Source organism: Halomonas sp. SpR1 (assembly GCF_031010175.1).
GTDB lineage: Bacteria > Pseudomonadota > Gammaproteobacteria > Pseudomonadales > Halomonadaceae > Vreelandella.
In genome coordinates this window covers 17,939-30,621 of the sequence record NZ_JAUAMB010000026.1, presented here as the reverse complement: position 1 = coordinate 30,621, position 12,683 = coordinate 17,939, and the positions used below count along the sequence as shown (strand labels likewise).

General features: G+C 54.3%; 12 protein-coding genes and 3 tRNA genes. 4 read left to right on the top strand and 11 right to left on the bottom strand.

Going from position 1 to position 12,683, the window contains the following annotated elements; all coding sequences use genetic code 11:
• Window positions 1-53 precede the first annotated feature (53 nt).
• From dnaB to rnr, 7 genes are all read right to left on the bottom strand, one after another.
• Complete coding sequence (gene dnaB, locus QT231_RS16750; RefSeq protein WP_308337977.1) at window positions 54-1,442, bottom strand: replicative DNA helicase; 1,389 nt, start codon at window positions 1,440-1,442, stop codon at window positions 54-56.
• A gap of 247 nt (window positions 1,443-1,689) precedes the next feature.
• A complete protein-coding gene (gene rplI, locus QT231_RS16745; protein ID WP_022522724.1) occupies window positions 1,690-2,136 on the bottom strand; it encodes a 50S ribosomal protein L9 in 447 nt (148 codons plus the stop codon).
• Window positions 2,137-2,151: 15 nt separating this feature from the next.
• Complete coding sequence (locus QT231_RS16740) at window positions 2,152-3,003, bottom strand: hypothetical protein (protein ID WP_308337976.1); 852 nt, start codon at window positions 3,001-3,003, stop codon at window positions 2,152-2,154.
• A gap of 12 nt (window positions 3,004-3,015) precedes the next feature.
• Window positions 3,016-3,243, bottom strand: a complete 228-nt coding sequence (gene rpsR, locus QT231_RS16735; RefSeq protein WP_007113337.1) for a 30S ribosomal protein S18 — start codon at window positions 3,241-3,243, stop codon at window positions 3,016-3,018.
• Between the two features lie 33 nt (window positions 3,244-3,276).
• On the bottom strand, window positions 3,277-3,654 hold the full coding sequence (gene rpsF / locus QT231_RS16730; protein WP_133730183.1) for a 30S ribosomal protein S6: 378 nt from the start codon (window positions 3,652-3,654) through the stop codon (window positions 3,277-3,279).
• A gap of 222 nt (window positions 3,655-3,876) precedes the next feature.
• Window positions 3,877-4,662: a 23S rRNA (guanosine(2251)-2'-O)-methyltransferase RlmB gene (gene rlmB / locus QT231_RS16725; RefSeq protein ID WP_308337975.1), complete on the bottom strand. Its 786-nt coding sequence runs from the start codon at window positions 4,660-4,662 to the stop codon at window positions 3,877-3,879.
• Between the two features lie 2 nt (window positions 4,663-4,664).
• A complete protein-coding gene (gene rnr / locus QT231_RS16720) occupies window positions 4,665-7,082 on the bottom strand; it encodes a ribonuclease R (RefSeq protein ID WP_308337974.1) in 2,418 nt (805 codons plus the stop codon).
• Window positions 7,083-7,331: 249 nt separating this feature from the next.
• Here rnr and QT231_RS16715 point away from each other — a divergent pair.
• The 3 genes from QT231_RS16715 to QT231_RS16705 all read left to right on the top strand — a co-directional run bounded on the left by QT231_RS16715 (window position 7,332) and on the right by QT231_RS16705 (window position 7,721).
• A tRNA-Leu gene (locus tag QT231_RS16715) sits at window positions 7,332-7,418 on the top strand.
• A 60-nt stretch (window positions 7,419-7,478) separates the two neighbouring features.
• Window positions 7,479-7,565 (top strand) — tRNA-Leu (locus tag QT231_RS16710).
• A gap of 69 nt (window positions 7,566-7,634) precedes the next feature.
• Window positions 7,635-7,721 (top strand) — tRNA-Leu (locus tag QT231_RS16705).
• A 144-nt stretch (window positions 7,722-7,865) separates the two neighbouring features.
• Here the strand turns inward: QT231_RS16705 and QT231_RS16700 are convergent.
• Together QT231_RS16700 and QT231_RS16695 are read right to left on the bottom strand one after the other, a co-directional pair.
• Window positions 7,866-8,726, bottom strand: coding sequence for a DNA/RNA non-specific endonuclease (locus QT231_RS16700; RefSeq protein ID WP_308337973.1), 861 nt, complete (start codon window positions 8,724-8,726; stop codon window positions 7,866-7,868).
• Between the two features lie 92 nt (window positions 8,727-8,818).
• Window positions 8,819-9,094 carry an Lrp/AsnC family transcriptional regulator gene (locus tag QT231_RS16695; protein WP_008958975.1) on the bottom strand — a complete coding sequence of 92 codons (276 nt, stop codon included), beginning with the start codon at window positions 9,092-9,094 and terminating at the stop codon, window positions 8,819-8,821.
• A 286-nt stretch (window positions 9,095-9,380) separates the two neighbouring features.
• Between QT231_RS16695 and QT231_RS16690 the strand changes: the two genes are divergently transcribed.
• Window positions 9,381-9,695 carry a high-potential iron-sulfur protein gene (locus tag QT231_RS16690; protein WP_308337972.1) on the top strand — a complete coding sequence of 105 codons (315 nt, stop codon included), beginning with the start codon at window positions 9,381-9,383 and terminating at the stop codon, window positions 9,693-9,695.
• An 80-nt stretch (window positions 9,696-9,775) separates the two neighbouring features.
• Here QT231_RS16690 and QT231_RS16685 read toward each other — a convergent pair whose 3' ends face one another.
• Together QT231_RS16685 and QT231_RS16680 are read right to left on the bottom strand one after the other, a co-directional pair.
• A complete protein-coding gene (locus QT231_RS16685) occupies window positions 9,776-11,344 on the bottom strand; it encodes a SpoVR family protein (protein ID WP_308337971.1) in 1,569 nt (522 codons plus the stop codon).
• Between the two features lie 45 nt (window positions 11,345-11,389).
• Window positions 11,390-12,676 carry a YeaH/YhbH family protein gene (locus tag QT231_RS16680; RefSeq protein ID WP_308337970.1) on the bottom strand — a complete coding sequence of 429 codons (1,287 nt, stop codon included), beginning with the start codon at window positions 12,674-12,676 and terminating at the stop codon, window positions 11,390-11,392.
• Window positions 12,677-12,683 lie beyond the last annotated feature (7 nt).

Here is a 12,683-nt window from a genome sequence, read left to right as displayed (position 1 = left end):
TCTGTACAAACCGCTCATTACAAACCACTCATCATAAACCAATCATCGTAAACCTAGTCGCCGAAGGCTTGACCGTAACTATCCGGCGCCAAATCCTCAAAGCGGGTATATTTGCCGATAAACGCCATATGTACCGTGCCGATAGGTCCATTACGCTGTTTACCGATAATTAACTCAGCAATACCCTGATTGTCTGGGTTATCTGGATTATAGACTTCATCGCGATAAACGAAGGCGATGACGTCCGCATCCTGCTCAATCGCTCCAGATTCCCTCAAATCCGACATAACCGGGCGCTTGTTGGGACGCTGCTCCAAAGAGCGGTTCAACTGGGAAAGCGCCACCACGGGGCAATTAAACTCTTTCGCCAACCCTTTTAAGGAGCGCGAAATCTCGGAAATCTCACCGGTACGGTTTTCACTAAAACCGGGGATCTGCATCAACTGAAGGTAATCGATCATCACCAACGCGATATTGCCATGTTCACGCACTATACGGCGCAACCTTGAGCGCATTTCGTTTGGCGATAAGGCCGCGGTATCATCAATAAATAGCTGCTTGTCTTTGAGCAGATTGACCGCAGAGGTTAACCGAGGCCAATCCTCATCTTCCAGTTGACCGGTACGTACGCGGGTTTGGTCGATCCTACCCAGCGACGACAGCATCCTCAGCATTAGTGATTCTGCAGGCATCTCCATGGAGAACACCATGACCGGCTTGTCGCTGGAGATAACCGCATGCTCAACCAGGTTCATCGCGAAGGTGGTTTTGCCCATTGAGGGCCGTCCAGCGATAACCACCATGTCTGATGGCTGTAACCCGGTGGTCATATCATCCAGATCACGAAAGCCGGTGGAGAGCCCGGTCATCTCACCTTTAAGGTTGAACAGCTCATCAATACGATCAACCGCCTTGGTCAGTAGATCACTCATGCCGATAGGGCCGCCGGTTTTGGGACGCTCCTCGGCAATTTGGAACACTAACCGCTCGGCTTCGTTGAGCAATTCATCCGCCGGACGCCCCTGGGGGGTAAAGGCACTGTCGGCGATTTGATTGGCGGCACGGATCAGTTTACGCAGCGTTGCCCGCTCTCGCACGATATCAGCGTAGGCGCGAATATTACTGGCAGAGGGCGTATTACGGGCAAGCTCAGCCAAAAATGCCAGCCCGCCGACCGTATCCAATTGATCACGTGCTTCCAACGCTTCAGAAAGCGTCACCACGTCCATGGGCTGACCGGCTTCAGCCAGATGGATCATCACGTTGAACACCAAACGGTGTTCGTAGCGGTAGAAATCATCAGCGACCAACCGCTCTGAGACGTTATCCCAAGCTTGGTTGTCCAGCATGAGCCCGCCTAGTACCGACTGCTCCGCCTCCAACGAATGCGGCGGCAGCTTTAACGCTGCCGTTTCTTTATCAGCAGAAGGCTGGTCCTGCATAGCGAGCTCCTTTAAACACAACGGTGTAGCCGGTGAAGATGCTTATCTTAGCCGCATGTAGCGCGACTACCAACATGATCAAGATGTTGTCTTAAAATACCCAGCAGGAATAAGCCAGATAGTTTAGGCAGCACCCAGAAAAACAAAAGGCGCGGGAGAAACCCCGCGCCTTTTGAAGCAGCTTTATCAGCTGCAGCCAGTAACTGCTTTACGTAGCTACCAGCGTCACTCTCTTTACTACTTTCAACTATTCAGCAACTACCACTACACGTACAACAGCATCTACTTCAGCGTGCAAGTGAAGGGTAATGTCGTATTCGCCGGTTTGGCGAATCGGGCCATTCGGCATACGTACTTCGCTCTTGGCAATATCGATGCCAGCAGAGGAAATCGCGTCGGCCAGGTCACGCGGACCAATAGAACCAAACAGCTTGCCTTCGTCGCCTGCTTTGGAAACCAAAGAGAGCTCGATATCGTTTAGCTGCTCAGCGCGGGCTTCTGCTTCTGCCTTGCGCTCAGCGGCTTGCGCTTCGAGCTCAGCACGCTGTGCTTCAAACGCTTCGATGTTATCTTTGGTGGCCGGCACGGCTAAGCCGTAAGGCACCAAGTAGTTACGACCATAACCAGGCTTTACAGTGACCTTGTCACCTAGGCCGCCCAGCTTACCAATGTTGTCGAGCAGAATGACTTCCATCTCGTAAACCTCTAGTCAGTTGCTGCGGGCAAGGCGTGCGCGAACGTTCGCGAATGTATCAATCAGCCCCAACAGCAGCACAATGAGAATCGTGGGCCAGGTCGTGATCAGTAGTACATAAAATACTACCAGCCACAGCCCGTTCATCCCCTTTATTCCAATAAAACCATGCACTAACGCAACGCCAGCGACCAATAGCGGAATCCAACCCAGCATCGCCAGAGCATGAGCACCTAGCAGCATACCTATCACCCCAATAACGACCAGCACGGCCAGCTCTTTAGGGGTCAAGCGCAGTGCGTGGAACTCTTCGCGGAAGCCTCCTGGGTTGTACAACCCAGCTTGCCAACTCCGCGCAAGTGCCAAACACAGGATAGCTGCCAACAGCACCACAAACCCGGTCACCCCACCTACTACCAGCGAGGCAATGGTTTGAGTATCGTAGCCCTGATTGGTAAATTCCGTGAGCATGCGATCCACTTCTTCCGAACCTTCTCGCAACTGCTCAAGCATTAGCTCAGTGCCACCTGGCGGACTGAAAATGCCAAGTTGAACCATGACGGCGGCGACCAACGTCCCCACAATCAGGGTCTCCCCCCAACGCATTCTCTCGCGCAGAATGACGGCCATCAGCGTTACTAGCAGTAAGCTAGCCAACGGAATCACGTCACCCTGAGCCCACCACCAACCGGCCGGTAGTGCTGCTGCTATGATGACTGGCAGCGCAGGTGCAAAACCTTTGCGTAGCGTCATCAACGCGGCGATGGCTGCGCCTAACCAGAACAGCCAGGGCACTAGCGTTGCTAAGGCCGCCCCGCCAGCAGCGTAAGGCGTGCCCCGCATTAGCCATCGGGCTAGTGCCAGCATCACGTTAAACGCTTACTGGTGGCTATCGGAGTAGGGCAGCAGTGCCAGATAGCGCGAGCGCTTAATAGCGGTCGCCAACTGACGCTGATAGCGTGCTTTGGTGCCGGTAATACGGCTTGGAACGATCTTGCCGGTTTCAGTAACGTAGGCCTTCAGCGTGTCCAGATCTTTGTAATCGATCTGCTTGATGCCTTCAGCGGTAAAGCGGCAAAACTTACGGCGACGGAAAAAACGTGCCATGGACTAGCTCCTTAAAACGTGCAGTGAATAAAATCAGGCAGTTTCTTCTTCTTCAGCGCGCGGTTTCTCTTCGCGACGCGGACGTTTTTCTTCTGCCGGCTTCATCATCGGGGAAGCTTCAGTAACAGCTTCTTTGCAGCGAACAACCAAGCTGCGGATAATGGCGTCGTTGTAACGGAAGATATTCTCGATCTCATCGAGAGTCTCGCCGGTACATTCAACGTTCATCAGCACGTAGTGGGCTTTGTGGATCTTGTTGATCGGGTAAGCCAAATGACGACGGCCCCAATCTTCCAGACGGTGCACAGTGCCGCTGTTTTCAGTAACGATGCTGGTGTAGCGTTCAACCATCGCCGGCACCTGCTCGCTTTGATCCGGGTGGACCATAAACACGATTTCGTAATGACGCATGGGATCTCCTTGCGGTTTGACAGCTTCCGTTGTGTGCCATTGCGAAGTGCAATAAACGACGACAAGGAAGCAAGGAGTTAACTGAAGTGCTCCGCCACCGCACTAGGCGGCCACCGGGGCATCAAACAGAACTTTTATTTCAACGACTGTTTCAATTACTAATTCTCACAGCTAACGCCCGCTTGCAGACAAACGGGCGCGTGTATCTTAGTAGTACGGCGGTTAACTTGCAAGCTGACGCTGACGAACAGCTTCAAACAGGCAAATCCCGGTGGCTACCGAAACATTAAGGCTAGAAACCTCTCCCGCCATAGGCAGCTTGGCAAGGTTATCGCACGCTTCGCGGGTTAAGCGCCGCATGCCCTTACCTTCTGCCCCCATCACCAGCGCAGTAGGGCCGGTCATGTCGATGTCAAAGACGCTGACCTCAGCCTCACCGGCCGTACCGGTTATCCACACACCGGCATCTTTTAGCTTGGCCAGGGTGCGCGCCAGGTTGGTCACTTGATAAACCGGCACGACTTCGGCGGCACCGCAGGCGACTTTGCGCACCGTTGCATTGAGCGGTGCAGCCTTATCCTTTGCCACAATCACCCCGTGGGCACCGGCGGCATCAGCGCTGCGCAGGCAGGCGCCAAAGTTGTGCACGTCCGTCACACCATCCAGAATCAGCAGTAGCGGCGGTGTAGCCGAGGGCCATGCGCGCAGCTTAAGCCAAAGCGACTCTTCACCTTCCGGGGTTAACGGCGGACAGAACGCCACCACCCCCTGATGGGCCGCACCCTGGGTTAGTTGATCAAGCAGGTCGCGGGACTGCTCTTTCACTTTAGCGCCGTGCGCTTGAGCGTGAGCGATCAGCTCCTTTATGCGACTCCCCGCCCCCTGCTGCACCCAAAGCTCTCGCGGCGCCTCACCTCTGTCCAGCAGGCTTTGCAGAGCATGAACGCCGTATACCTGATCCAGGCCATCGGGAGTCTTAGGCCCCCGCCGAGAAGACACCGACTTCATGCTCAACCCTTATTCGGTGATGGTTTGCGCGGGCCATTACGGGTGCGCCGGGGGCCACGACGCGTGGCGGGCTTCTCGCTATTGGATTTCTTGTCCCCAGCAGCTTTGGCACTATCTTTTTTAGCACCGGTGCCCTCTTCCCCACCGCGACTCTTACGCGGCTGACGGCGCGGGCGCGGCTTCTCATCATTCAGACCGAAGTCAATCTTACGGTCATCCATATCGACACGCGCCACCTGAACGGTAAGGCCATCGCCTAAGCGGTAGGTCGTGCCGGTGCGCTCACCTTTCAGGCGGTGCTTTTCAGCTTCGTAGTGGTAGTAGTCCGAAGGCAGCGATGTCACATGTACCAGGCCTTCCACGAAGAATTCATCAAGACGAACAAACAGGCCAAACTGAGTGACCGACGCGATGGTACCTTCGAAGGTCTCGCCGAGCTTGTCGGACATAAACTCACACTTCAGCCAACTCTCTACATCGCGGGTAGCCTCATCGGCGCGGCGCTCGGTCATTGAGCAGTGTTCGCCCAACTCAAGCATCTGCTCGAAGGTATACGGACACCACTTGCTAGGCGGCTCAACCGGTGCACCTTCTACGCGCAGAACCGTATTGGTCTGGCGCGGGCCGCGGATCACCGAGCGAATAGCGCGGTGCACCAACAGATCAGGATAGCGGCGAATCGGCGAAGTAAAGTGGGCGTAGGCCTGATAAGCCAGGCCAAAGTGACCTTCGTTCTGTGGCGAGTAGACCGCCTGATTCATCGAGCGCAGCATGACCGTCTGGATGATATCGAAATCAGGACGGTCGGCAATCGCCTCACGCAGCGCTTGATAATCCTGCGGCGTCGGCATATCGCCGCCGCCAACGGAAAGCCCCAGCTCATTCAAGAACAGGCGCAGCTTGTCGAGACGCTCTGGAGTAGGCCGCTCATGAATCCGGTAGAGTGCCGGCAAATCGTGCTTATCCAGGAAGCGCGCAGTCGCCACGTTGGCCGCCAGCATGCACTCTTCAATTAACTTGTGTGCATTGTTACGGCTACGTGGAACGATTTTTTCGATTTTACGCTCATCGTTAAAGATGATCGCCGTTTCAGTAGTATCAAAATCAATCGCACCACGCTCAGCACGCGCTTCGCGCAATAAATAGTAAAGCTCTTCCAGGTTCTTCAGCGGCTTCACTAGCTCGCTGTGTTCTGCCCGCAGCGCCTCACCCTCTTCGCTCTCTTCATCAAGAATCGCGGCCACCTTGTTATAGGTCAGGCGAGCGTGGGAGTTCATGACGGCTTCGTAGAAGCGGTAGCGGCTAATCGCCCCGGTTTGCGAGATATTCATCTCACATACCAGCACCAGGCGATCCACGTGAGGATTCAGCGAGCAGAGCCCGTTGGACAGTAGCTCTGGCAACATGGGAACGACTTGGCCAGGGAAGTAGACCGAGTTACCCCGGGTACGGCCTTCATCGTCCAGCGGCGTACCGGGACGCACATAGTGGGAAACATCCGCAATGGCGACGAGCAGCTTCCAACTACCGGATTTGGTTTTCCAGGCACACACCGCATCGTCAAAGTCTTTGGCAGACTCATCGTCAATAGTGACCAGCGGCACATCACGCAGGTCGACTCGATGCTGTTTATCCTCTTCCAGCACTTCTGCTGAAATACCGGCAATTTGATCGAGTACTTCAGGAGGGAATTCAGCGGGGATATCGTAACTGCGAATCGCAATATCAATTTCCATACCGGGATCCATACGATCGCCCAGCACTTCGATCACTTCACCCACGGGCTGAATCCGAGTCGCCGGTTGCTGAACGATTTTGGCCGAAATGACCTGACCATCTTTAGCGCCACCGGTGGCACTATGGGGAATAATCACTTCCTGGGTAATACGCGGATTTTCCGGTATCAGAATGCCAAACTCAGGGGTATTACTGCGATAAACACCGACCATTGTCTGGGTGTTGCGCGCAATAACATCGGCAATAGTGGCTTCATCACGACCGCGACGATCACGGCCGCTGACACGCGCCAGCACGTGGTCGCCATGGAACACCCGGCGCATTTGGCGTGGCGGCAATACCAAGTCTGGCTTTTTGCCATCATCGCGGAGCAGAAAACCGAAGCCGTCACGGTGCCCAAGCACCTTGCCTTTAATCAGGTCAAGCTTATCGATTAGTGCATAGGCGCCACGGCGATCGCGTAGCACTTGGCCGTCACGCTCCATGGCTGCCAACCGGCGCCTAACGGCTTCTATTAGTTCTTCGTCTTCCAGCCCCAGCATGCGACTCATATTTTCGTGGCTAATCGGCTTGCCATAGCTCTCTAGAGCGGCAAGCAGATACTCCCGACTCGGCGCAGGGTTACCATATTTATGCGCCTCGCGCTCGGCGTGGGGATCATCACTTAACGTCCAATACTTCATACGAGCAACTTCCTTGATGGCGTCATTTGCGAGAGGCATAAAAAAGGCGCAAACGCGGTGCGTTGCGGGCTGGATACTTCAGCGCTTGAGAGGCTGAAATGAATAGTGTTTTGTTTAGTCATAGGCGCAGTATAGCGCTGCACGTTCAATCACCCAACCGTCTTAGCCGTTGTTTAGCCAATTTGCTTTATAAAAAGCGCTTAAGGGGTCTTGCATTTAACCATCACCCCGGTATTATACGCGCCACTTGCCCAGATGGCGGAATTGGTAGACGCGCTAGCTTCAGGTGCTAGTGTCCGTATGGACGTGGAGGTTCAAGTCCTCTTCTGGGCACCAAACTGCTTTTATGCTATCTATTGGTATAAGCAGTATAGGTGCTAGGCAAGGTTTGTGTTCGCCCAGGTGGCGGAATTGGTAGACGCGCTAGCTTCAGGTGCTAGTGTCTGTATGGACGTGGAGGTTCAAGTCCTCTCCTGGGCACCATACGAACACAAACGGTAAAAAGTCAGTTGGTACTGACTAGGTTGTAAATGACTAAGCTGTAAATGATGCGCCCAGGTGGCGGAATTGGTAGACGCGCTAGCTTCAGGTGCTAGTGTCCGTATGGACGTGGAGGTTCAAGTCCTCTCCTGGGCACCATGAGTTATATGGGCCAGTCCGCATCATTGTATACTCCTCCTATGCTCTCGACTCGCTTTAGCCCAGCTCCCTCCCTTATCGCATATACATCTCTTTTTCTTTCCTCATAATTTACGCCAACACAGCCGCTTAGTACTTAAACTACTATTGATAACGCCCCGGCCGCTTCGCTACTTTCTCAAGCGCCCATCCTTGTATACGTAACTCACCTTCCAGTACAGCCTCAAGCTGTGGTTTCAGGTCTGGGAAGAAGTTAAGCCCTGTACGGGCCTCAATTTCATCGATAGTCACCAGGTAATCATCCAGTGGCTCATTGCCGCGCACGTCCTGGGGCATAATAAACGCCAGCGCTAAGGGTGCATCACTATGGGGGGCGACGATAATCTTATAAAACGCCTCGGGGACTTCTACCCAACCCACGCGATTAAACACGTTATCCATAAAGTGTTCAGGAAACACCGGCCCGGTGATCACCTGCAAGCGATCAAAACGCGGTGCGAAGTGATCCATGACCGCCTCTTCCAACCGCTGCCAGAGCTGTCGGTTCAGGTTGGGCCGCTGGGGGGTCATATTGCTCATTAGGAAGGTATCAACCTGGGCACTGCGACCATGCACGGCGGCAATCGCATAATTGGGTGCCATATGGCCTCGATCATAGCCGCTACCGGCGTAGCTGTCGGTACCCACCGGCCATAGCGTGCGCCAATCAGCTTGAAAATTTGGCCGTGGGCCAATGCTCGAATCATCGACTGCTGCAACCTGATAGCTGACCCATAGCGGATTAACCCGTACATCGGACCAGCCCACCAAGTAGCCATCATTGCGCAACACCCGGTGCATCGTGGTAGGGCGAAACGCCTCCCAAGTGGGCACTCCCATCCAGGTGTAGGCATCTTTATGCTGGCGCTCCTGAAACTCCCACAGCCCTGTCCCGACCACCACAAACAGCACGGCAATGCCTAGGCGTCGCCCCTGCCGACGCCAGCTCAAAAGCGATGTGCCCAACAGACTTTCCCCTTTTTTAAATGCTTATTTAGCGCTTTGGCTTTTTTTAATACGCTAGTGGGCGTTTTGCGGATTATCCAACCAGCAACACGTTACCACCCCAGAGAGAACATGGTTTCAAGATCGTGGCGTGAGTGAACCTGCATGGCATTCAGGGTCTCTGTATCGCTGATGCCTTCCACGGCATTCAAGCGCTCCGTCACCAATTCGGCCAAACTTTCAAAATCACGGGTGCGGGCAATCGCCACGAGATCATAACGGCCACAGGTGGAGTAAACTTCGCTAATGCCCTCTACATCGGCCAGACGCTCGGCCACGGCCTTAACTTGGCCTTTATCGGTATTGATTAAAATGACTGCGTTTTGCATGGCACGCCCCTTAGAAAAAATGGTCATAAAAAGTAATGTCAAAGCTGCGCAGAGTATAGCAGCGACGGGGAAGCGAACGCAGCACCCAGCAGCAGCGTGACCAATTGTCGCTATACCGGCAGCAGTATTCGCACAACCCTTGTACATCCGCTAGCATGTAGTTGAAGTATCGGATTTAAAGATGCAGCAATAGAGCTCCGGCTTATAAGATTATTCGGAGCATAAAGAGGTGGAAAACCACCCGATAACGTGACCAAACGTCAGACCGTGAAGATAAGGAGTAATCATGGCTAATAAGAGCCGTCGTGACTTTATGCGCAACAGCATGCTGGGCCTTGCGGCCCTTCCACTGGGAGCTGGCATTCTGTCTAAAAATGCTTTCGCCCAAGAGCTGCCACGTCTTGATCCTGCCTCAAGCAATGCCCAAGCGCTGAACTACGTGGAAGACGCCAGTGAAGCTAGCGATCACCCTGCGTATGAGGAGGGCGAACGCTGCGATAACTGCATGTTCTTCAAAGCAGACAACGAGGGTTGCCAGCTATTTCCGGAGAATAGCGTAGCGCCCGCTGGCTGGTGCCAATCCTGGACTGCCCAAGCTTAAGCGTTTAAAAGTTGATAGCCGTATAAGCACCTCTACCCCGCCTTTTGAGCGGGGTAGTTTTGTTTAAGACACGCTAACGGCTAAGAAGCCGGGCTTTCATCCTCTACCGGCCAGTGAAAACGCCGCGTTACCCGCCCCTCTTGCAAAGAGACGAGATGAACGGGAAATCCCCATAGCTGCTGCAGATGACGAATAACGGGATAAACGCTACGCCCCAAAGGACGGCGGCTATCCTGGACATGATGCAGGGTCAAAGAACGATCACCGCGAATGGCGGCTTCGACCACCTGAATATTGGGTTCACGGACAGAGAGCGCGTACTGGGTGGCCAGCGCCTCGCGCACCTGCCGATAGCCCTGTTCGTTATGAATCGCTGCGACCTCAAGGGTCTCCGCCTGATCATCATCCACGACCAAAAACAGCTTATGGTCGCGCATCACCTTCGGCGATAAAAACTGCTGAATAAACGACTCATCCTTGAAGTTGCGCATCGCAAACTCCAGGGTTTCCCGCCACGGCGTGCCCGCTATATCAGGAAACCACTCACGATCCTCATCGGTGGGTGCTTCACAGATACGCTTAATGTCCATAAAAATCGCGAAGCCAAGTGCATAAGGGTTAATTCCACTGAAGTGGGGATTATCAAAATCAGGTTGATTAATAACCGCGGCGTGAGACTGCAAAAACTCCAGCATTAGCCCTTCATCGACATTGCCATCGTCGTAGAGACGGTTCATCAGCGTGTAGTGCCAGAAGCACGCCCAGCCCTCGTTCATCACCTGGGTTTGCCGCTGAGGGTAAAAATACTGCGCCAGCTTACGGACAATTCGCACGATCTCGCGCTGCCATGGCGCCAACAGCGGGGCATTTTTTTCAATAAAGTAGAGCAGGTTCTCCTGCGGTTCGGGTGGGTAATGACCACCGCTATGTAGCCCCAGCGGGTCATCTTCTTCAGGCGACAGACTGCCCGGCAGCCGTTCGCCACCCTCAGCGTTATCGGGAATCGTTCGCCACAGCAGGTTCACCTGGGTTTGCAGGTAGCTTTCCCGCTCCTCCTGGCGCTTCGCTTCCTCTTCGGCAGAGATCGGCGAGGGGCGCTTGTAACGGTCTACCCCGTAGTTTTGCAGCGCATGGCAAGCATCCAGTAACTGCTCCACGGCCTGTACGCCGTGGCGCTCTTCACACTGGGCAATATATTTGCGCGCAAAAACTAAGTAATCAACAATTGAAGAAGCGTCGGTCCAAGTACGGAAGAGGTAGTTACCCTTAAAGAAGGAGTTGTGGCCGTAGCAGGCGTGGGCCATCACCAACACCTGCATCATCAGCGTATTCTCCTCCATTAGATAGGCGATGCAGGGGTCAGAATTGATTACCAGCTCATAGGCCAAGCCCATCTGGCCGCGCTTGTATGCTCCCTCAACAGCTAAAAACTGCTTGCCAAATGACCAGTGGTGGTAGCCCACTGGCATACCCACACTGGCGTAGGCGTCCATCATCTGCTCGGTGGTGATCACTTCTATCTGGTTGGGATAGGTATCCAGCCGATACTCATCGGCGAGCCTGGCCAGCTCCGCATCAAAACGCTCCAGTACGCTGAAGTTCCAATCGGAGCCAGTAGCAATCGGCTTACGCTTGCGGGTCGCACTCATAGCCTACTCCTCTGCACACGGTCACTAACCTGTTATACAAGGTCACTAGGACTGGCTTAAGCGACGTTTAAACAGTTCACGGAAGACCGGATAAATATCGCCCGCCTCCACAATCTGGCGCATGGCAAAGCGTTCGGGGAACTCTTTCACCACGCTCTCATACTCATGCCAAAGCGACTGATGGTCGTGGGGCGTGATCTCAACGTAGGCGTAGTACTGCAGCTGCGGCATTAGCTGTTTGACCAGTAAGTCGCGGCAGATATTCGAGTCATCATCCCAGTTGTCACCGTCGGATGCCTGGGCCACATACAGGTTCCATTGGCCCACGGGATAGCGCTTTTCGATAATGCTATTCACCAGGTTCAGCGCACTGGAAACAATCGTACCGCCGGTTTCCCGGGAGTAGAAAAACTCCTCTTCGCTCACTTCCCGCGCGGCAGTGTGGTGGCGAACAAAGACCAGCTCGACTTTCTCGTAGTGCTTCTCCAAGAACAGATAGAGCAGCAGGAAGAAGCGCTTGGCAATATCCTTGTGGTTTTGGGTCATCGAGCCGGAAACATCCATGACACAAAACATCACCGCTTGATTGGAGGGCTGCGGCTGTGCGCTTAGCTGGTGGTAGCGCAGGTCATAGGTGTCAATAAAGGGTACGCCTGCAATACGCTTCTCCAAGCGCTCAATTTCTGCTTTTAGCTCGGCGATACGAGCTGGATTACGCAGTACCGGATCCTTCCGCTCTTCGGCCTCCAAAGCATCAATCGCTTCTTTTAGCGCCCGCTTAATCGGCGCGCGCATGGCAATGCGCCGGGCATAGGCCTCCCGCATCGAACGGGTAATGCTAATCCGCGACGGCACGCCGTCCCGGGAGAGACCCGCCCGCACCATTTTGACCTCTTCCAGCGACTTCAGCGGCTTGCGCTGCAAATGAGGCAACTCTAAGCCGTCAAACACAAACTCCAAGAACTCCTCACGGCTAAGGGTAAAGGCGAACTCATCGACGCCTTCGCCCTGGTTAGAGGCGCCGCCCTCGCCTGCGCCACTGCCGCCCCCCTGGCCACTGGGGCGGCGGATTTTGTCACCGGCGACAAACTCTTTATTACCGGGGGAAACGATATTTCGTGCACCGCCCGGCCCATGCTGAAAGACCGGCTCGGAAATATCCTTCGCCGGAATCGAGACTTTCTCGCCGCGCTCCATATCGGTAATCGAGCGTCGGTTAACGGCTTCTTCCACCGAGCGCTTGATATGCTTACGGTAGCGCTCCAAAAAGCGTTGCCGGTTCACCGCGCTTTTATGTTTCGCGTTCGGCCTGCGATCAATAAAGTAGGTCATACGACCT

Bases quoted from the DNA above. Each gene is read 5' to 3' on its own strand.
- rplI (WP_022522724.1), bottom strand. From the start codon at position 2,136: ATGGAAGTCATTCTGCTCGACAACATTGGTAAGCTGGGCGGCCTAGGT.
- QT231_RS16680 (WP_308337970.1), bottom strand. From the start codon at position 12,676: ATGACCTACTTTATTGATCGCAGGCCGAACGCGAAACATAAAAGCGCG.
- QT231_RS16740 (WP_308337976.1), bottom strand. From the start codon at position 3,003: ATGCTGGCACTAGCCCGATGGCTAATGCGGGGCACGCCTTACGCTGCT.
- QT231_RS16695 (WP_008958975.1), bottom strand. From the start codon at position 9,094: ATGCAAAACGCAGTCATTTTAATCAATACCGATAAAGGCCAAGTTAAG.
- rlmB (WP_308337975.1), bottom strand. From the start codon at position 4,662: ATGAAGTCGGTGTCTTCTCGGCGGGGGCCTAAGACTCCCGATGGCCTG.
- rpsR (WP_007113337.1), bottom strand. From the start codon at position 3,243: ATGGCACGTTTTTTCCGTCGCCGTAAGTTTTGCCGCTTTACCGCTGAA.
- dnaB (WP_308337977.1), bottom strand. From the start codon at position 1,442: ATGCAGGACCAGCCTTCTGCTGATAAAGAAACGGCAGCGTTAAAGCTG.
- QT231_RS16685 (WP_308337971.1), bottom strand. From the start codon at position 11,344: ATGAGTGCGACCCGCAAGCGTAAGCCGATTGCTACTGGCTCCGATTGG.
- rnr (WP_308337974.1), bottom strand. From the start codon at position 7,082: ATGAAGTATTGGACGTTAAGTGATGATCCCCACGCCGAGCGCGAGGCG.
- QT231_RS16690 (WP_308337972.1), top strand. From the start codon at position 9,381: ATGGCTAATAAGAGCCGTCGTGACTTTATGCGCAACAGCATGCTGGGC.
- rpsF (WP_133730183.1), bottom strand. From the start codon at position 3,654: ATGCGTCATTACGAAATCGTGTTTATGGTCCACCCGGATCAAAGCGAG.